Source organism: Hymenobacter yonginensis (genome assembly GCF_027625995.1).
Classification (GTDB): Bacteria; Bacteroidota; Bacteroidia; order Cytophagales; family Hymenobacteraceae; genus Hymenobacter; species Hymenobacter yonginensis.
On the sequence record NZ_CP115396.1, the window covers coordinates 1,461,241 to 1,479,140 of the forward strand.

The following is a 17,900-nucleotide window of genomic DNA, read 5'->3' on the forward strand; positions in this document are numbered from 1 at the left end:
GATAACACAACTTGGGGGGTGTTTGAGCAGCGCGCCAGCGTTAGCTTGCTTAATTCAGCTTGTCGCATGGCTGCGTTAAGCACATTTGCGAAGTGCCTTCATACCCTCAATTCACCTTCTTCACTCAATTCCCATGACTCCTCTTCGCATTGCAATTCTAGGCTGCGGCAACATGGGCATGGCCTTCGCCAAGGCGTTTCTGCACTACAATCTCGTGGAACGCCCCGATTTGCTGCTCCTCGGGCGCGACGCGGCGCACTGCCAGCGGCTCGATGCCACCCATCGGGGCCTGCCCACCGGACTGCTCGAAGCGCACGTGGGCACCTACGACGTGGTGATGGTAGCTGTGAAGCCGCAGGATTTCAACAAGATAGCGGCCGGGCTGCGGGACGTGCTGCAGCCCACGCAGGTGGTGGTGTCCATCATGGCCGGCATCCCGATCGGGCGGCTGCAGCGCGAGTTGGGCCACCAGCAGGTGATGCGCGCCATGCCCAATACGCCGGCGCTGCTGGGGCTGGGCATCACCGGGTTTTCGGCGGCGCCGGAAGTGGAGCGCAGCCGCCTGCACCAAGTAGAGAACCTGTTGAACGCCACCGGCCGCTCAATCTTCCTGGAAGATGAGAGCCTGCTCGACGCCGTGACGGCCGTAAGCGGCAGCGGCCCAGCCTATTTCTACTATATCGTGCAGGCCATGATGCAGGCCGGCCGCGAACTGGGCTTCTCCGAGTCGGTGGCCGGGCTGCTGGTGAAGCAGACCATGCTGGGCGCCTACCACCTGCTCAACACCTCCGACAAAAGCCCCGACGAGCTCATTGCCGCCGTGGCCTCCAAAGGCGGCACCACCGAAGCCGCCCTGCGCGAATTCCAGGCCGGCCACCTCGCCGAAACCCTGAAAGCCGGCATGAAAGCCGCCCAGCAGCGCGCCACCGAGCTGGCGAAGGAGTAGCTGAGTAGGCAGTAGCGCGAACTTTGTAGTTCGCGCCCCCGCGCCGTCCGAATGGCTCTAACGGCGCGGAGACGCGAACTACAAAGTTCGCGCTACAGCCATCGGTACAGTATGAAAGCTGCCGGGCATAACACCTGTGCGAAACAGAGCGTTACCATCCTCCTCCATTGCCAAGCCGACGCGGTTTTACGCAGTTACTCCGCTACTCAGCTACTCTCTCGTAACTTCGCGGCGTGGCTGCTGGTTGTAGCAGCAACTTTGCGGGGCTCCTCGGGGCTGCACCTCCTGAATCCGCGAAATCCGAATAATCCGTTTAAATCCGTGATTCCATGCTGGATTCCATTGAAGACGCCATTGCCGACATCCGCGCCGGCAAAGTCGTAGTAGTCGTTGACGACGAAGACCGTGAAAACGAGGGCGACTTTATCTGCGCCGCCCGCTGTGCCACCCCCGAGGTCATCAACTTTATGGCCACCCACGGCCGCGGCCTCGTGTGCGCCCCGCTCATCGAGCAGCGCTGCGAAGAGCTGGGCCTGGAGCTGATGGTAGGCCGCAACACGGCCCTGCACGCCACCCCGTTCACCGTGAGCATCGACCTGCTGAAAAACGGCGTGACCACCGGCATTTCGGCCTCCGACCGCAGCAAAACCATCCTGGCCCTCATCGACCCCGACACCAAGCCCGAAGAGCTGGGCAAGCCCGGCCACATCTTCCCGCTGAAGGCCCGCAAGGAAGGCGTGCTGCGCCGCGCCGGCCACACCGAAGCCGCCATCGACCTCTCCCGCCTCGCGGGCTTCGAGCCGGCCGGCGTGCTGGTAGAAATCCTGAAGGAGGACGGCGAAATGGCCCGCCTGCCCGAGCTGCGCGAAATTGCCACCAAGTGGAATCTGAAGCTGATTTCGGTTCAGGACCTCATCAAATACCGCCTCGATAAGGAAAGCCTCATCACCCGCGAAATTTCGGTGAAGCTGCCCACCGACTACGGCGACTTCGACCTGGTGGCCTACACCCAGCGCACCACCAACGCCCAGCACTTGGCCCTGGTGAAAGGCGACATTTCGGGCGACGAGCCGGTGCTGGTGCGCGTGCACAGCTCCTGCGTCACGGGCGACATCTTCGGCAGCTGCCGCTGCGACTGTGGCCCGCAGCTGCACCGCGCCATGCAGCACATCGAGCGCGAAGGCCGCGGCGTAATCGTATACATGAACCAGGAAGGCCGCGGCATCGGCCTGCTCAACAAGCTGCGCGCCTACAAGCTGCAGGAGCAGGGCCGCGACACGGTGGAAGCCAACCTGGAGCTGGGCTTCGGCATGGACGAGCGTGACTACGGTGTGGGCGCCCAAATCCTGCGCGACCTGGGCATCTCGAAGATGCGCCTACTTTCTAATAACCCCCGCAAGCGCACCGGCCTGATCGGCTACGGCCTGGAAATCGTGGAATCGGTAGCCATTGAGGTGGAGCCCAACGAGCACAACGAGCGGTACCTGACCACCAAGCGCGACAAGCTGGGCCATACCATCCTGCACAAAGACCGCACCCCGCACCCGGATGTAGATTCGGCAGTAGGCGTGGAGTAAGCCTGCATTCTTTTGCAATAGTCACCAAAAACGCCCCGTATGGTTTCATGCGGGGCGTTTTTGATGGTGCGAATACGTTGGTGCGGGGCCTCACATATTCGGGTGACAGAGTAGGATGTTGGCTTGAAAATCAATAGCTTATCCTAAATATCTTGCTGTCCTGTCATGCAACGCCGCTCCTTTCTGCACCTGACGCTGGCCGCTCCCGGGCTGGCCGTAGCTCCCTCATTTGCCAGTATGGTCCAGGGCGGAACGGGCGAGTCCCGCAAGAGCCTGCTCGTCAGGGCCGGGGCCGACAGTACCAACCGACCCTTTGAATTCCTGGATGCCACGTTCACTGTGAAGGTTTCCGGCCGGGACACGCAGGGCCGCTGCGTGATTTTCGATACGCTGCGCCGGGAAAAGGTGGGCCCAATGCTGCACCTGCACCTGAATCTGGACGAGTGGTTCTACGTGCTGGACGGGGAGTTTAAGTTTCAGGCCGGGGCGGAAATCATGCGCCTCAACGCTGGCGACTCGCTGTTCGTGCCCCGGAATATGGCGCATGCCTTCGTCAAAATCAGCGAAGGCCCGGCCCGCCTGATTGTGATGCACCAGCCGGCCGGCACCATGGAGGAGTACTTCCGCATCGTCAGCGCCATGCCCGACCAACGCCCGGAAGCGCGCAAAGCCCTGGCTGAAAAGCACGACACGCGCTTCGTTGGCCCGCCTCTGAAACCAGATTGAAGGTGGCACGCCTCTTCTGCTTTACGCAAAAGGGTAGAGCATTACTGCGCTATTATCAACGATACATCAGCAGCGGGAGCGGCGGATTGTCAGCTTACGGCTGCTTGGTGGCCGAATGATTGAGCAGGTAGAGCAGCACGCCGTTGGTCCAGCCGAAGCCATCCTGCAGCGGATACTCGCCGCCGCCGGCGGGCAGGCTGGTGTTTTGCACGTTGTATTTCTCCAGCAGCTTGCCGGTTTGCTGAAATACGCGGCTATTCAGGCGCACCCAGCGCGTAGCTACCGTGTCGGCGAGGGGCTGCTGGTTGTAGCGGCGCAGGCCCTGGATGGCCAGGTACTGCAACGGCGCCCAGGCATTGGGGGCGTCCCACTGCTGGCCGCTGGCGTTGAGGGTGGTGAGCAGGCCGCCATCCTTCAGAAAATCCGCTTTCAGGCCGGCCGCCACCTGCGTGGCCTGCGGCGCAGTAGCCACCCCGAACGCCAGCGGAAACACGCCCGCCAGCGTCCGGATGGTCGCCGGACGGCGCTGCGGGAGGTCGTAGTCGGTGTACCAGCCGGCGGCTTTGTTCCAGCAGTAGCGCTGAATGGCGGCCTGCCGTTTGGCGGCTTTCAGCTCCCAGGTTTTGGCCGTAGCGGCTTGGCCCTGGGCTTTGTAGGAGCGGGCCAGGGTTTGTTCTAGCGTCAGCAGCAGGCAGTTCAGGTCTACGGGCACCAGCTCGGTGGTGCGGATGGACGTCAGCTTGCCATCGGGCCCGAACCAGCGGGTGCTGAAGTCCCAGCCGGAAGCCGCCGCCGCCCGAATGTCGCGGTAGAACTGGCGCGGATTGGGCAGGCCTTTCGCCGCCGCCACGTCCTCGGCATACGACTCTTCGCGGGGCTCGGTGCTGCTGTCCCAGTAGCGGTTGAGCACCTCGCCGCCCGGCATCCGCACGGCGCGGCGGCTGGCCTTGCCGGGCGCCAGCGAGTCGGCCCCGCCCATCCAGTAGGCGTATTCGCGCAACAGCGCGGGCTGGTAGCGGGGCAGCACCGAGTCGGTTTGCTGCTGGGCCAGCAGCTGCACCATCAGGGCGAAGAAGGGCGGCTGCGAGCGGGTGAGATAGTAGCTGCGGTTGCCGTTCGGGATGAAGCCGTAGCGGTTCAGTAGGAAGGCGAAGTTGTCGGCCATGCTGCGCACCAGCGGGGTGCGGCCGGCCTCGCTCAGCCCGATCATCGTAAAATACGAATCCCAGTAATACACTTCCCGAAACCGGCCGCCCGGCACCAGATACGGCTTGGGCAGCGGCAGCAGCGACGAGTACCGGGCCACCGAATCCTGAGGGCGGCGCTCCAACACGCGCCAGAGCGTATCGAGGTGGGGGCGCAGGCCGGCGGCCACGTTGCTGCGGTAGGTGCTGGCGTCGGAAGCCGGCAGCCGGAAGCGGGCCTTCACGAAGGTGGCCAGGTTGAAGCCGGGCTGGGTGCGCTGCTGGGCATAGTCGGCCAGAATGCGCGACGGCGGCGCCAGCGGCACCATGTCCACAAACGTCTTGTTGTCGGGAAACACGCGGCCCTGCTGCACGGCCTCAAACAAGCCGGGATAGAGCTGGCGGGGCGTGAGCGGCAGCTGGGCCGAAGCCCAGGTAGTGGACAGGCAGCAAACGAGGAGCAGAAGGTGGCGCATGGCGGTAGGATGGGGCATTGCTGGCCTCAAGATACGGGTTCAGCTACTGATAATCAGGAATGTACTGCCGAGGGCAGCGGCACCGGGCGGGCCGGCCCCGAACAGGACGGTTGTAGGATCTACGGAACCAGGCCGGCCGAGGGAGAGTTAGCTGGAAAAAGCCGTGTCAGAGCATGGCGGCCACGTATTTTTTCGGCTATCTTTCCCCGGCTATGAGGAAGCTCCCTACCATTATTTTTGCGCTGCTGACCGCCCTGGCGCTGGGCACGGCCCCGGCCGCCCGGGCCCAGCAAGGCCAGCGGGCCCTGGTGCAGGAATTTGCCGGCAGCACCATCCTGCTGACCTCGGGCGACACGCTCCGCGGCCCCGTAACGCTGCGCCGCGACCAGGACGTGCTGCTCATGGCCCAGCCCGACGGCACGCTCACTACGCTCTCAGCGGTAAGCGTCAACAGCTTCGCGGTGAAAGGCGAGCAGATTGACAGCCGCCTCGGCAACGGCTACTACGACAACTTCCTCGATGCCCGCAACGGCTACTACTACGGCAACCCCATGTACGGCGCGCCGCGCCTGCGCCCCGAAACCGAAAACCTGAACCGCGTGCGGGTGTTCCGCACCTTCCGCTGGAACCGCGGCAACGACTACAGCGACTTCACGTCGCCGGCGTTTTTTGAGCAGCTCAGCAACGGCCCGCGCATGCTGCTGCGCCGCGAGTCGCTGGTAGAGCGCACCGTAAACAACGGCCCGTACGGCTATGGTGGATACGGCTACGGCTACGGCGGCCGCAACTTCGGCACCTACACCGACAAAAAGGACGATTTCTACCTGGCCACGCCCACCGGCAGCATCATTGCCCTGCGCAACCCAAAAAAGGACCTGCTGGCCGTGTTCAGGGGCCAAGCCAAGCAGCTGGAGCAGTACGCCCGCGACAACCGCCTCAGCTTCACCGTAGCCCGCGAACTGGCCTTCATCGTCAACTATGCCAACTCGTTGGTGAAGGAGTAGAACGTGGTTGTCATTACGAGCAGAGCGAAGCAATCCTTCCTCTGAATAATGGACAGTTCCCTAACAGACAAGCCCTCCGGCATTAGTGTACTAAACTAACGCCAGAGGGATTATCTTGTAAGGAGAGTGACTGCCACGTGAGGAAGGATTGCTTTGCTCGCAATGACAACTGTTACAAATCACGGCTGCGCAGCAGCAAGTAGCTCAAACCCCAGAACAGGGCCGTGTAGGCCAGGGCCAGCGGCAGCGCCTGGCTGGGCAGCAGGGCCATGGATGGGCCCGTGACGGTGGCCATCAGCTCCTGGCCGGGCATGGGCGTGAGGCTGTTGAAGATCTTGGCCGGCAGGAAGCGGTCCAGCTCGTCGGGCAGCGACAGGCGCAACAGTGGCTCGGCCACCCACAGGTACAGCAGAAACAGCAGAATGGCGGCTCCGCTGCGGCGCACCAGCACCGCCACCAGCGCGGCCAGCGCCAGCACGCCCAGCACCTGTACCCCATAGAGCAGCACCGCCGGCAAACCCGCCGTGGCCTGCGCCACCGTGCCCGCCGCCCGCGTCAGCCCGAAATACGTCCCGATGCCCAGCACCACCAGCACCGCAAAGCCCGCCAGCAGCCCCGATACGGCCAGCTTGTTTTGCAGCAGCCCCGCCACCGAGCTGCCATCAATCACCTGTTGCCGGAACGTGCGGAACTGAAACTCGTCGGTGACAAGAATCACCAGCAGAATACCCAGCAGCATGGTGAAGTAGCTGGCCACAAACGTGAGCTTCTCCCACAGCCCCGGAAACACATACAGCGAGTCTCCCAGCCGCTGCCCGTTCACGTTCAGGCTGCCGCCTGCCGACACAAACAGCAGCAGCAGCACGGCATACGCCAGCAGAATGATCCAGACGGTGCGGTAGGGGAGAATCTTGCGAAGTTCGGCGCGGAAAAGCATGAGCGGTTGAATGGCTTGATGGTTGAATTGCTGAATGGTTTGATGGCTGAATGGTTGAACACTGTGAAGGCCGGGGCAGAAAGATGAACCTTCAGCTATCCAGTCCTTTAACCGTTCAACCATGCAGCCATCAAGCCATTTACTTGGTCAGCTCCAGAAACTGGGCTTCCAGGCTGCGGCGGCGCAACTCCAGGCCGGCCAGGGCAATGTTCTGGGCGAACAGGGCGCGGTTGAGGTCGGCGGGGCCGTGGCCGGGTGCCAGGGCGGCGCTGAGCTGGCCGTCGGGTTCGGGGCGCACGTCCGACACCCAGGGCAGGGCGGCCAGTGCCTGCTGCACGGCGGCGGCGGCCTGCGGCTCGGGGCGCAGCAGCACCCGGTCGGCGGTGGCCAGGATGTTGCCGACGGGGCCGGCCGCCCGCAGCTCGCCGCGCTGCAGTACCGCCACATGCGTGCATACTTTCTCGATTTCATCGAGCAGGTGGCTGGCCAGAATTATGGTTTTGCCCTCGGAAGCCAGACGCTGCACTAGGCCGCGCACCTCGGCAATGCCCTGCGGATCGAGGCCGTTGGTGGGCTCGTCGAGCACCAGCACCTCGGGGTTGCCGAGCAGGGTGGAAGCTAGGGCCAGCCGCTGCTTCATGCCCAGCGAGAACCCGCGGAAGGCATCGTGCTGCCGCGTGCCCAGCCCCACGGTATCGAGGGCCTGGTCTACGCTGCGCGGGTCGGCCCGCTTGATGTCGGCGGCCAGCTGCAGGTTCTGGCGGGCCGAGAGGTAGGGGAAGAAGTTGGGCGTTTCCAGCAACGCCCCGATGCGCCGCCGCCCGGCCGCCGTGGGCGGCTGCCCAAACCAGCGCACCGTCCCGCCCGACGCCCGCAATACGCCCAGCGCAATGCCTAGCGTAGTGGTTTTGCCGCTGCCGTTGGGTCCCAGCAGGCCATACACGCTGCCCGGCTCCACCTGCAGCGTCAGGCCCCGCAGCGCCGTGGTGCCGCCGTAGGTTTTGGAAAGGTTGTCGAGTTCGAGAATGGGCATGAGTAGGGAGGGAATTGTATAAGGTCCGAGGCTGCAACGTTAGCACGTCATGCAGAACGCAGCCGAAGGCGAAGTGAAGCATGACGTTCAAACTACTCCACTGGCAGCGCGCCGCCCATCCAGCGGACTACCGGGTAGCGCAGGTGGGTTTTTTCGTAGTTCGGCGACTGGCGGTACACCCAATCCAGCTGGGCGGCGCCGCTGGCGGCAAAGGCAGGGTTTTGCTGCTTGAGCTTCTCCAGCCGCTCGCGCAAAGCCGGGTCGCGGCGGAGCAGGTCGGCGGCCACGTCCTCGAACACGTAATCGGAGAAATACTCTTTCTGCTGCAGCACGCTGTCGAAGAAGCCCCAGGCAAAAAACGAGTCGGTGGCCTGCGGCTCCAGCGTTTCGATGAGGTAGCGGGCGGCCGGCTGGTTGAGGACGGCCACGTAGTCGCCTTTCAGAAAGGCCACGGGCTGCGGCGCGGTGCGCAGCTCCACGGCCGTGTGCACATAGTGGCCCTCATAGGGGCGCTGGCCGGTTTTGTAGTCCTGCACGTAGTACACGTCGGCCGTGAGGGTGGTGTCTTGGCGCAGGCGGCGCAGCTGCACGCCCGAGAGGCGCAGGCGCTCCAGTACCTCGCTCCAGGCCTGCGGAATCAGATAAGCCGCAGGCCGCTGCACCTGCACGGTAGGCTGGAACGTGTTGTAGTACGGAATCTGGCGCGAATACGGGGCTTTGCGGTCGTAGTAGAGGCGGGGCTGGCCGCTGATGTCGCTGGGCTTGAGCTTGCCTTCGTAGCCGAGAAACGTCACTTTGTCGGCGGCCGTGGTGTCGAGCTTCCAGGCCAGCGGGAAGGTGGTCTGGATGGCGGTCTGCTGCTGGGCGGCGGCGCGGGCCTGCGCCAGGGCGTCTTTCTGCTGAGCCACGGCCTGCACCAGCAGCTCCAGGAAATCGTACTGAGCCTTCACGCGGGGCGCGTAGGCTTTGAGCATGTGCGTTTCCGTGACGAAGCCGATGGTATTAAACAGCGTGGTGTAGCCCGTGGAATAGCGCGGCGACTCCATGAAACCCGTCAGGCCGCGGGCGTCGGGCGTGCGGCCCTCAAAGTCCACGTAGGGCGTCATGGGCGTTTTGCGCTTGGCCATGCCGCCGTACACGGCCGGCAGCAGCTGCCCGTTGAGGTAGCTGCGCAGGGCCGGGTGCAGCTTGCTTTGCTGCGTGGCAATGAGCGTCATCGTGTACTGGTAGTCGGCGCCGTCGGAGGTGTGGGTGTCCACGAACACGTCGGGCTGCCAGCGCTGGAACAGCTGCGCAAAGGCGCGGGCGTTGCGCGAGTCCTGCTTGATGTAGTCGCGGTTCAGGTCGAGGTTGCGGGCGTTGCCGCGGAAGCCGTAGCTCTCAGGCCCGTTCTGGTTGGCGCGGGTGGTGGAGTTGCGGTTCAGCGAGCCATCGACGTTGTATATCGGGATGATAACTAGCGTAATGTCCGTAAGCTGGCGGCGCAGCTTAGGCTGCTGCACGTAGTCGCGGGCCAGCATCATGGCCGCATCAATGCCCTCCGGCTCGCCCGGATGAATGCCGTTCTGGATGAACACCACCTGCCGCCCTTTGGCCCGCACCGAAGCCGGGTCAGCGTCGCCGTCGAGGCTTATCACTACCTCGTGCAGGGGCCGGCCGCTGTCGGTGGTGCCGGCCTCACGCAGCGTGATTTCGGGGTAGGCCGCATCCAGGCGCTGGTAGTAGGCGATGCAGGCGGCGTGGGTGGTGGTGGTATTGCCGTTGCCCAACTCGTAGGGCGTGCGCCAGTCGGTTTTGGGCGCCGCCGACGTGAGCAGCAGCGCAGAAAGCAGGAAGGAAAGCATGCGGCAAAGGAAGGAAAACCGCGCGGGATTATAGGGAGGTGATGAGGTGAATGGTGATGAGGTAATGAAGTGCGGTGTTATTTCTCACCATTCACCTCATCACCATCTACCTCATCACTTAATACAAGCGGCGGCGGGCCGGGAACAGTAGCTGGTCGAGGCTGAGGCGGCCGGGGCCGGCTAGCAACAGTCCCAGAAACAGGAAGGCCGATTCCAGGGCGTGCGAGTAGCCGCTGAACCCGTCGCCGGCGCTCAGGTGCTGCACCGTAGCCATAATCATGGTGCCCAGCAGCAGGGCACACGCTACCCGGAAAAACAACCCCAACGCCAGCAGCTGCCCGCCCACGGCCTCGGCCACCGCGGCCAGAAAGCCCCAGAAAGCCGGCGCAAAATCCAGCCCCACCACCTTCATCACGCTGCCCACCTTCACCCAGGCCTCGGGGCCGCCCACCAGCTTGGGGTAGCCATGGATGGTGAACATGACGCCAATGCCCACCCGCAGCAGCAAGAGGCCAAGGTTGTGGGTGCGGTAGCGGTTTTCAAACAGAGTCATAGGAAAAACGGTATTCCTAAATGCTTGGCCAGAGAAAAGAGTGTGCTTTCGTTGGCAAAGTACAAGAAATACGCAGCATCACAATCTGCAGGGTTTGCCGGCTACTGGTATAGTAATACCCCGGTGATGCGCGCTGCCGGCGGGATATCTGTTGAGCTCATTTCCTCCGGGTGCTTGTCGGGCAGCGAGTTGGGGTCGATAACCCAGGCGGTTTTCACCTCGCCCGACACGGCCGCAAAGCCGGCCGGCGTGTTGCGCACCTTGGTAAGCCCCAGGTTCTGGCGGGCGGCCCCAAACGGCGAGCCCACCCCAATGCCTTCGGCCGTGCGGTACTGCGGGTCGTAGATGCGGATGCGGCGCAGCCGGTAGCCGCCGGCCGAGTCCGGAATCATGTGCAGGATGTTGGCGGGAGCGTCGGGGCGCTTGGCGTCGCGCATTTCGTAGGCGGGCAGCTGCCGGCCGTTGTCGGAGTAGGTGGTGGGGCGGAGCTGCTCGGCGGGTACCACCTTTTTGAGCTGGGTTTCGCGCATGCCCAGGCGCAGCACGCCGGCGCGCCCCGGGCTGATCAGGTATTGCAGGTCGATGTTGTCGGCTGGAGTGGAGGTGCCGGGCTCCTGGGCTACGCCGGGGGCGCCAGGCTTGAGGGCCGCCGGGTCGGTGGCCCCGTCGGCGGGCAAGAAGGGCGGCGTGCCCGAGTCGGAAGGAGAGCCGCAGGAAGTGGCGAGGGCAGTGGTAAGCAGGGCCGCGGCCAGCGCCGGCACCAGGGAAGCAAATCGATTCAGCATCATGGGCATACGGCAGAACGCGGCCGGTAGTTGATGGCCGGCCCGGCAGATAATTTGGCTATAAGGTCGGCCGTGCTACCCGGCTGGCGCGTACGGAAACGAGTACCTTTGGCTTCCTGATCGTTCACCACACCCTTTCGAATCGTGTCTGATACTGCCCGCAAACCCCTGATTCTCATTTCCAACGACGACGGCATCACGGCCCCCGGCATTGCCACGCTCGTGCGCGTCATGCGCCGCATCGGCGAGGTAGTGGTAGTAGCGCCCAACTCGCCGCAGTCGGGCATGGGCCACGCCATCACTATCGGCACCTCGTTACGCCTCGACCCCAGCACCATTTTCCCCGGCATCGAGAGCTACGAGTGCAGCGGCACCCCGGCCGACTGCGTGAAGCTGGCCAAGCACCACGTGCTGAAAGACCGCCAGCCCGATCTGGTGGTGTCGGGCATCAACCACGGCTCCAACTCGTCGGTAAATGTGCTGTACTCGGGCACGATGTCGGCGGCCATCGAGGCGGCCATTGAAGGGCTGCCGGCCATCGGGTTTTCGCTGTGCGAATACGGCCACAACGCCGACTTCGAGCACACCGAAGCGTGGGTGGAGCACATTGTGCGGGAGGCGCTGGCGCACGGCATCCCGCAGGGTACGGCCCTGAACGTGAACATTCCCAAGAAATCGGAGCAGCCGATTGCGGGCATCCGCATCTGCCGCCAGGCCCGCGCCAAGTGGCAGGAAGAGTTCGATTTGCGCCACGACCCCTACAAGCGCCCGTATTACTGGCTGATCGGGGAGTTCGTGAACCTCGACCAAGGCACCGACACCGACGAGTGGGCGCTGGCCAACAACTTCATATCGGTAGTGCCCTGTCAGTTCGACCTTACGGCCCACCATACCATCAGCACCCTGAATGCCAGCTGGCAGCTGGGCCCGAAATTCGACGGCCCCACGCAGCCCGCGCCGCACCTGGGCAGCGCCACCCCCGAGCCCGGCGAATCGGCCGAAGGACTGGGGTAGAGAGTAGCTGAGTAAGATTGCCCAGAGTGAGCAGAAGCCGCGTAGCGGCGGCAGGTTTGTAGCAGCCAGCCAGTCTATCTTGGAGCAAAGCCGCGTAGCGGCGGCAGATTCGTTAGCAGAATCTGCCGTTGCTACGCGGCTTTTTTGTGCGTGGTGCAGTAGGCTATTTGTTCCACACATGCTTCACGTGGCGCACTACTGGCCCGGGCGCGTGGCGCACTACCAGCGGGACGCTGTGCGCTACGGCTGCCGGCGGGGTGGGCCTGAGCAGCACGGGCAGGTAAAGCAATACGGCCAGCGCGGCCAGCAGCAGCAAAATGCCGAGCAGCGGCCGGGCGTAGGACTTGTGGCGAATAGAAGAGAATTTCATGCGGGTGGGAGTTGAGCGAGTGGGAGCTCTAAGCTAGCACGCTCAGCATGAAGACTGTATGAGGGAAAAGCGCTAGGCGCCAGAGGCTTTAGTGGCAGCTTCACCGGCAAATTCCAGCGCAAACGTGGTGCCTTTGCCCAGCTCCGAACTGGCCGTGAGGGTGGCCTCGTGGAAGGTGGCAATGGTGAGGGCAATCGGCAGACCGAGGCCGAAGCCTTCCGGCGAGGCGGCCCCGCCCGCATTGAAGCGCCGGAACCGGTCGAAGAGGTGGGGTAGGTTTTCGGGCGCAATGCCCGGGCCGGTATCGGCCACGGCCAGGCGGTAGCCGCCAGCCGGCAGCCGCGCCCCCGTCACGGTGATGCTGCCGCCCCAGCGGTTGTACTTGATGGCATTGCTGAGCAGGTTGAACAGCAGCGTAAATAGCAGCGTGTGGTTGGCGCGGAGCAGCACCAAGTCGGGGGAGAGCTGGGTGTGCAGGTGCAGCTCGCGCTGAGCCAGCCGGTCGTCGAGCTCGTTGAGTACTTCGGCCAGCACCGTGGCCAGGCTCACCGATTCCTCGCGCAGGTACTGCTCGTTTTCGATGTTGGCGATGAGCAGCAGCGTCCGGACGGTGTTGCGCAGTCGGTACAGCGTTTTCTGCGACTCTACAATCTTCAGCGAGTGCGCGTGGCTGAGGTCGGCGTCCTGCAGCATGTTCTCGAAGCGCGTCTGCAGAATGCTGACCGGCGTCAGCAGCTCGTGCGACACGTTGCTCATAAACTCGCGCTCCTTCTCAAACGCCGATTGTACTTGGTGCATCATTTCGTTGAGGCTGTCGTCGAGGCGGCGGAAGTCGGTGGTGCTGGTGCTGATGGGGGCGAAGGGGAAAGCCGACGGGTGGCGCACGTCGCGCAGCTTGCGCGTTATCAGGTCGCCGAGGGGGCGCAGCAGAAAGCGCGCAAAGGCTGCGTCCGTCACGATGGTGAGCAGCGCGCCCACCACCAGCACCCACAGCGCCAGTTGCCGCAGCGTGGCTTCCAGCAGCTCCACCGTGGCCAGCGACGAGCCGATTTCCAGGCGGTAGGGGCGGCCCTGGGCCGCAAACCGGTAGCTCAGAATCCGGAAATCCTCCACGTCGTTGTCGACCTGCCGCTGCTCATCGAAAATGCGCTCCACGGCCACAGGCGCGGCGCGTCCGGCTTCTGGCGTCAGGCTGATGTATTCCTGCTTGAGGATGTTGTAGTCGGCGTAGGCCTCGTTCTGTTCCTGCCGCACAAAGGCCGTCAGGCCGTCGCGGGCAATCAGGGCCAGCACCTCACGCTTCTTCTCGTGCAGGCGCTGGTCGGTGTGCGACACGGCCACCCGGCTCACGATAGGCGGAATCACCAGCGCCCCCAGCAGCACCAGCAGCAGCTTGGACAAGGCATTGAACAGGGCCAGTTTCGCTTCGAGGCGCATGGGAGAGTAACTGAGTAGTGGAGTAGCTGAGTAAATGTGTTGACAGGTATCTTACTACCTCACAAAAGCTATTCCGACTATGACCAAGGAAGAAAAAGCGGCCTATAATGAAGCATTCCGCAACCGCACAAAAGCCGCTGCACTGCGCGTTATCCAGGTGGTTGAGCAGTTACCAAGAACTGCGGCGGCTGATGTGCTGGCCAGGCAGCTGTTACGGTCTGCTACTTCTGTGGCTGCTAACTATCGGGCGGCGTGCCGGGGCCGTTCTGCCGCCGAATTCTTTGCCAAACTCAGTATTTGCGTTGAAGAGGCAGACGAAACGCAGCTCTGGCTGGAAATGCTGGGAGATGCCGGAATCGTGCCTAAGTCCAGGTTGGCTGCTCTGGAATTGGAGTATGCCCAAATCACGGCAGTCCTCACCAAAGCCCGAAAAACAGCCTCGGGAGAGTAACTGAGTAGATGAGTAACTGAGTAAGACGTTCTTGTGCTTGAACGGCCTACTCAGTTACTCTATACCCAATTCCGCGCACGGTTTCCAGGAAGTCGGCGGGGGCAAAGGCCGTGAGCTTCTTGCGGATGTTCTTGATGTGCACGTCGATGTAGTTGGAGTCGGAGTCGTCTTCCAGCACATTGCCCCACAGGTGCTCACCCAGCTGCAGGCGCGTGAGCACGCGGCCCTTATGCAGCAGCAGATAGTGCAGCAGGTCGAATTCCTTTTTGGTGAGCGGCACTTCCTGCTCGCCGTGGCGTAGCACGCGGGCCGTCACGTCCATCTCGAAACCTTGGCCGAAGGTGATTTCCTGGCGCCGCAAACCAAACTTGCGGCGCGTGATGGCCTGCATCCGGCTTTGCAGCTCCAGCAGCGAAAACGGCTTGGGCAGGTAGTCATCGGCACCCAGGTCCAGGCCTTTGATCCGGTCGTCGAGGTCGCCGCGAGCCGTCAGGATGATGAAGGAAGCTTCCTGCTTATCGTTCTGGCGGGCTTCGCGCAGCAAATCCAGGCCGTCGCCGCCGGGCAGGCCCAGGTCCAGCAGCACGAAATCGTAGCTGTTGACATAGATTTTCTCGGAAGCCTCCGCAAAGGTGAAGGCTGAATCGACGAGGTACTGCGACTGCAGCAGGAACTGCTTCACCTCTTGGTGCAGGCCTTTTTCGTCTTCGACAAGCAAAATGTGCATAGAAACGGACTAAGTGTGGTGCAACATACGCCTCCCAGGCGTGAAGAGAGCGTGAAGTACCGCAAAATGGGCCCACGAAGTACGCAGGCGAATTACCTCAGGTATGCACTCAGCTCTGAAATAGAGCTGATGCCCAGCGCCTGCGCCTGCTGGCGGCGCATCAGTAGGGCATAGGTGTTGTTGAAGCCCAGTGGCGCCAGCCACTCCAACTGGTAGCGTCGCCGGAACTGCTGGCGCACGTAGCCGAACACCGCCCCGGCATCGGCCCCCAGCGAATCGACTGTGGCGGGCGGGGGCTGCAGCAACACCAGCAGCCCGGTGCCGCTGTATTCGGGGTACATGTCGATGGCGCCGCTGCGCAAGGCCTCGAAGCAGATGGTGGTACCGCCCAGCCCGGTTTTGGTGCTTACGTCCAGCGAAGTGTAGCCCCGGATCAGGCTGGCGTACAGCTCGGCCAGAATGTACTGCTCGGCGAAGATCTTGGAGCCCAGCTTCACGACGGGCGCGTCCGCGCTCAGCGGCCGGGGCGCCCGCCACAGCCCGCGCCGCCGCAGAAACGCCAGGGCCACCGCCTTCGGCTCCTCGTGCAGGTAGTCAACGCGGTAGTTGAGGTCGGTCATCACGGAGTCGGAGAGCTGGCCGGCCAGCATCCCGAACACGGCCCGCAGCTCGGGGTGCTCCGTGAGGAGCCCGGCCCGCACCACGGGGGCCGCGAAGTAGGGCGGAAACACGTGCCGGTCGTCGTGGAGCACGCGCAGGTGGTAGGCTTTGATGCGGCCGTCGGTGGAGTAGCCGTCGATGAGGTCGACGTTGGCGCTGCGGGCGGCCTCGTACACCAGGGCCGGGGCCAGCACCACGCTGGGCAAGCGACCCAAGCCGTAGGCCTGGCGCAGACCCGGTAGCCCGTCGGCCCGGCCGATGAACTCGGGGCTGAAGCCGGCCAGCAGCTTGCCGGTGGCGCGGGGCAGCAAATAGAGGCCCGCCAGCAGCGGCAGCGCCACCAGCAGCCCGCGTCCCACCGCCACCAGCTTCCGCCCCGACAGCCGCTGCACGCCGCCCAGCGTGGCATCAAAGGCCAGCGCCAGAGCCGCCGCCGGAATGGCACCGGCCAGAATCATTACCGGGTTATTGAGGGCAATGCCGCCAAAAATGAACTCGCCGAGGCCGCCCGCCGCCACGTACGCCGCGAGCGTGGCCACACCCACATTGATGACGGCCGCCGTGCGGATGCCGGCCATGAGCACCGGCAGCGCCAGCGGCAGTTCCACGCGGCGCAGCAGCTGCCCGTCGGTGAAGCCCAACCCGCGCGCGGCGTCCACCACGGCCGGCGGCACGCCCTGCACGCCTGCCACCGTGTTGCGGATGATGGGCAGCAGCGAGTAGAGGAACAGAGCCAGAATAGCCGGCCCCGGCCCGATGCCCAGCAGCGGAATCAGGAAGCCCAACAGCGCGATGCTCGGAATGGTCTGGAGCACGCCGGCCGCGCCCAGCACCCACGGCGCTACCCGCGGCCGGCGCGTGAGCCATAGCCCCAGCGGCACGCCCACCAGCACGCCCAGCAGCAGCGAGGCGGCCGTCAGGCCGATGTGCTGCAGGGTCTGTTCGCCGAGTTTGCCGGCCTGCGTCTGCCAGAAAGCCAGGAGTTCGTGGAGCGTATTCATGGCTTCGATAGACGGTGGACAGCCTGCCCAAAAGCACTCATCAGCGAGGCTAGGGTGAAGGGTACGGCCGGCGCCTCAGCGGCTGCCGGTTGCGTCAGCAGCACCCGCTCGGTGGCCGGGTCTGAGACCAGGGCGTCAGCGCTGAGAGCCTCCAATGCTTCCTGGATGGTTGCTGTAAGTGGCAGGGTTTTATGGTTTGAAGATGAGTTGTTTGTGTACTCGGAAGCTAAATCGGGTAGCACGTCCTGCAGCTGTAGCGTGCGGAACTGCAGGCTCAGCTTTTCGGCCTCGAAGAAGCGCCGCGCGAAGTCGTTGGCGGGCTGGAACAGCAGCTCCCGCGGAGTGCCCAACTGCTGCGCGCGGCCGGCGTCCAGCAGCAGAATTCGGTCGGCCAACTCGAAGGCTTCCTGCACGTCGTGGGTCACCAGCACCATGGTTTTGCGGCGCAGTTCCTCCAGCTCCCGGAACTCGCGCCGGATGCCGGCCCGCGTAATCGGGTCGAGGGCGCCGAAGGGCTCGTCGAGCAGCACCAGCGGCGGGTCGGCGGCCAGGGCGCGGGCCAGCCCCACCCGCTGCTGCTGCCCACCCGACAGCTGGTGCGGGTATTGCTGGGCGTAGCGCTCCGGCGGCAAGTGCAGGCGCGCCAGCAGCTCGTGGGTGCGCTGGGCAATGGCGGCCGGCGCGTGGCCCAGCAGCCCTGGCACCACACCCACATTCTCGGCTACGGTGTAGTGCGGCAGCAAGCCCACCTGCTGAATCACGTAGCCGATGCCGCGGCGCAGCTGTTCGGGCGGCAGTTGGCGCACATCCTGGCCGGCCAGCTCCACGGTGCCGCTGTCGGGCTCCACGAGGCGGTTGAGCATGCGCAGCAGCGTGGTTTTGCCGCAGCCGCTGGGGCCCAGCAGCACCAGCGTCTCGCCGGGCTGCAGCGCAAACGTCACATCCTGCACCACGGCGTGCGGGCCGTAGCGCTTGGTCAGGTGGTGTACCGCAAGGGCGGGGGTAGGCGTAGGCATAGGCTGTAAGGTAGCGACGGATGCGACAGCAGCAACCGGCACGAGGGCTGATGCGCTGCCGCCGAAGTGGATGGGACCGTGGTGGGTGCAGAGCTGGCAACCTGGCTTTGCGGCAGCAGCCTAACAAAGAAAAGGCTCCCCCGGCGACGGGAGAGCCTT

Annotated in this window: 17 protein-coding genes; 6 read left to right on the forward strand and 11 right to left on the reverse strand. The window is 64.0% G+C overall.

What is annotated here, in order from left to right; all coding sequences use genetic code 11:
- Nucleotides 1-133 precede the first annotated feature (133 nt).
- The 3 genes from proC to O9Z63_RS06305 all read left to right on the forward strand — a co-directional run bounded on the left by proC (nt 134) and on the right by O9Z63_RS06305 (nt 3,249).
- On the forward strand, nt 134-946 hold the full coding sequence (proC, locus tag O9Z63_RS06295) for a pyrroline-5-carboxylate reductase (RefSeq protein WP_270128462.1): 813 nt from the start codon (nt 134-136) through the stop codon (nt 944-946).
- Between the two features lie 329 nt (nt 947-1,275).
- Nucleotides 1,276-2,523, forward strand: a complete 1,248-nt coding sequence (locus O9Z63_RS06300; protein ID WP_052381736.1) for a bifunctional 3,4-dihydroxy-2-butanone-4-phosphate synthase/GTP cyclohydrolase II — start codon at nt 1,276-1,278, stop codon at nt 2,521-2,523.
- A gap of 165 nt (nt 2,524-2,688) precedes the next feature.
- Nucleotides 2,689-3,249 carry a cupin domain-containing protein gene (locus O9Z63_RS06305; RefSeq protein ID WP_270128463.1) on the forward strand — a complete coding sequence of 187 codons (561 nt, stop codon included), beginning with the start codon at nt 2,689-2,691 and terminating at the stop codon, nt 3,247-3,249.
- Between the two features lie 94 nt (nt 3,250-3,343).
- Here O9Z63_RS06305 and treA read toward each other — a convergent pair whose 3' ends face one another.
- A complete protein-coding gene (treA, locus tag O9Z63_RS06310; RefSeq protein ID WP_270128464.1) occupies nt 3,344-4,927 on the reverse strand; it encodes an alpha,alpha-trehalase TreA in 1,584 nt (527 codons plus the stop codon).
- Between the two features lie 194 nt (nt 4,928-5,121).
- Between treA and O9Z63_RS06315 the strand changes: the two genes are divergently transcribed.
- On the forward strand, nt 5,122-5,913 hold the full coding sequence (locus O9Z63_RS06315; RefSeq protein WP_270128465.1) for a hypothetical protein: 792 nt from the start codon (nt 5,122-5,124) through the stop codon (nt 5,911-5,913).
- A gap of 172 nt (nt 5,914-6,085) precedes the next feature.
- On the opposite strand, the gene O9Z63_RS06320 is transcribed toward O9Z63_RS06315, so the two are convergent.
- The 5 genes from O9Z63_RS06320 to O9Z63_RS06340 form a co-directional block, all read right to left on the reverse strand.
- Nucleotides 6,086-6,850, reverse strand: coding sequence for an ABC transporter permease (locus O9Z63_RS06320; protein ID WP_270128466.1), 765 nt, complete (start codon nt 6,848-6,850; stop codon nt 6,086-6,088).
- 139 nt (nt 6,851-6,989) lie between these two features.
- Nucleotides 6,990-7,883, reverse strand: coding sequence for an ABC transporter ATP-binding protein (locus O9Z63_RS06325; protein WP_270128467.1), 894 nt, complete (start codon nt 7,881-7,883; stop codon nt 6,990-6,992).
- A 92-nt stretch (nt 7,884-7,975) separates the two neighbouring features.
- Entirely contained in the window at nt 7,976-9,727 is a 1,752-nt protein-coding gene (locus O9Z63_RS06330; RefSeq protein ID WP_270128468.1) for a M14 family metallopeptidase, read from the reverse strand.
- 118 nt (nt 9,728-9,845) lie between these two features.
- Nucleotides 9,846-10,280: a DoxX family protein gene (locus O9Z63_RS06335; RefSeq protein ID WP_270128469.1), complete on the reverse strand. Its 435-nt coding sequence runs from the start codon at nt 10,278-10,280 to the stop codon at nt 9,846-9,848.
- A 101-nt stretch (nt 10,281-10,381) separates the two neighbouring features.
- The gene (locus tag O9Z63_RS06340; protein WP_270128470.1) at nt 10,382-11,068 is read right to left on the reverse strand and encodes a hypothetical protein; all 687 of its coding nucleotides are present in this window, start codon (nt 11,066-11,068) and stop codon (nt 10,382-10,384) included.
- A gap of 141 nt (nt 11,069-11,209) precedes the next feature.
- Between O9Z63_RS06340 and surE the strand changes: the two genes are divergently transcribed.
- Complete coding sequence (gene surE, locus O9Z63_RS06345) at nt 11,210-12,079, forward strand: 5'/3'-nucleotidase SurE (RefSeq protein WP_270128471.1); 870 nt, start codon at nt 11,210-11,212, stop codon at nt 12,077-12,079.
- Nucleotides 12,080-12,242: 163 nt separating this feature from the next.
- Here surE and O9Z63_RS06350 read toward each other — a convergent pair whose 3' ends face one another.
- Together O9Z63_RS06350 and O9Z63_RS06355 are read right to left on the reverse strand one after the other, a co-directional pair.
- Entirely contained in the window at nt 12,243-12,449 is a 207-nt protein-coding gene (locus O9Z63_RS06350) for a hypothetical protein (RefSeq protein ID WP_270128472.1), read from the reverse strand.
- A gap of 72 nt (nt 12,450-12,521) precedes the next feature.
- Entirely contained in the window at nt 12,522-13,886 is a 1,365-nt protein-coding gene (locus O9Z63_RS06355; RefSeq protein ID WP_270128473.1) for a sensor histidine kinase, read from the reverse strand.
- Nucleotides 13,887-13,965: 79 nt separating this feature from the next.
- Between O9Z63_RS06355 and O9Z63_RS06360 the strand changes: the two genes are divergently transcribed.
- The gene (locus O9Z63_RS06360; RefSeq protein ID WP_270128474.1) at nt 13,966-14,337 is read left to right on the forward strand and encodes a four helix bundle protein; all 372 of its coding nucleotides are present in this window, start codon (nt 13,966-13,968) and stop codon (nt 14,335-14,337) included.
- Between the two features lie 46 nt (nt 14,338-14,383).
- Here the strand turns inward: O9Z63_RS06360 and O9Z63_RS06365 are convergent, their stop codons facing one another.
- The 3 genes from O9Z63_RS06365 to O9Z63_RS06375 all read right to left on the reverse strand — a co-directional run bounded on the left by O9Z63_RS06365 (nt 14,384) and on the right by O9Z63_RS06375 (nt 17,741).
- Nucleotides 14,384-15,064: a response regulator transcription factor gene (locus tag O9Z63_RS06365; protein ID WP_270128475.1), complete on the reverse strand. Its 681-nt coding sequence runs from the start codon at nt 15,062-15,064 to the stop codon at nt 14,384-14,386.
- A 92-nt stretch (nt 15,065-15,156) separates the two neighbouring features.
- Entirely contained in the window at nt 15,157-16,725 is a 1,569-nt protein-coding gene (locus O9Z63_RS06370) for an ABC transporter permease/substrate-binding protein (RefSeq protein WP_270128476.1), read from the reverse strand.
- Nucleotides 16,722-17,741 (reverse strand): ABC transporter ATP-binding protein, encoded by a 1,020-nt coding sequence (locus O9Z63_RS06375; protein ID WP_270128477.1) that lies wholly within the window; start codon nt 17,739-17,741, stop codon nt 16,722-16,724. Before O9Z63_RS06375 ends, O9Z63_RS06370 begins: the two co-directional genes overlap by 4 nt.
- Nucleotides 17,742-17,900 lie beyond the last annotated feature (159 nt).

Coding starts and splice junctions, on each gene's coding strand:
- proC (WP_270128462.1), top strand. CDS start 134: ATGACTCCTCTTCGCATTGCAATTCTAGGCTGCGGCAACATGGGCATG.
- O9Z63_RS06300 (WP_052381736.1), top strand. CDS start 1,276: ATGCTGGATTCCATTGAAGACGCCATTGCCGACATCCGCGCCGGCAAA.
- O9Z63_RS06305 (WP_270128463.1), top strand. CDS start 2,689: ATGCAACGCCGCTCCTTTCTGCACCTGACGCTGGCCGCTCCCGGGCTG.
- treA (WP_270128464.1), bottom strand. CDS start 4,927: ATGCCCCATCCTACCGCCATGCGCCACCTTCTGCTCCTCGTTTGCTGC.
- O9Z63_RS06315 (WP_270128465.1), top strand. CDS start 5,122: ATGAGGAAGCTCCCTACCATTATTTTTGCGCTGCTGACCGCCCTGGCG.
- O9Z63_RS06320 (WP_270128466.1), bottom strand. CDS start 6,850: ATGCTTTTCCGCGCCGAACTTCGCAAGATTCTCCCCTACCGCACCGTC.
- O9Z63_RS06325 (WP_270128467.1), bottom strand. CDS start 7,883: ATGCCCATTCTCGAACTCGACAACCTTTCCAAAACCTACGGCGGCACC.
- O9Z63_RS06330 (WP_270128468.1), bottom strand. CDS start 9,727: ATGCTTTCCTTCCTGCTTTCTGCGCTGCTGCTCACGTCGGCGGCGCCC.
- O9Z63_RS06335 (WP_270128469.1), bottom strand. CDS start 10,280: ATGACTCTGTTTGAAAACCGCTACCGCACCCACAACCTTGGCCTCTTG.
- O9Z63_RS06340 (WP_270128470.1), bottom strand. CDS start 11,068: ATGATGCTGAATCGATTTGCTTCCCTGGTGCCGGCGCTGGCCGCGGCC.
- O9Z63_RS06350 (WP_270128472.1), bottom strand. CDS start 12,449: ATGAAATTCTCTTCTATTCGCCACAAGTCCTACGCCCGGCCGCTGCTC.
- O9Z63_RS06355 (WP_270128473.1), bottom strand. CDS start 13,886: ATGCGCCTCGAAGCGAAACTGGCCCTGTTCAATGCCTTGTCCAAGCTG.
- O9Z63_RS06360 (WP_270128474.1), top strand. CDS start 13,966: ATGACCAAGGAAGAAAAAGCGGCCTATAATGAAGCATTCCGCAACCGC.
- O9Z63_RS06365 (WP_270128475.1), bottom strand. CDS start 15,064: ATGCACATTTTGCTTGTCGAAGACGAAAAAGGCCTGCACCAAGAGGTG.
- O9Z63_RS06370 (WP_270128476.1), bottom strand. CDS start 16,725: ATGAATACGCTCCACGAACTCCTGGCTTTCTGGCAGACGCAGGCCGGC.
- O9Z63_RS06375 (WP_270128477.1), bottom strand. CDS start 17,741: ATGCCTACGCCTACCCCCGCCCTTGCGGTACACCACCTGACCAAGCGC.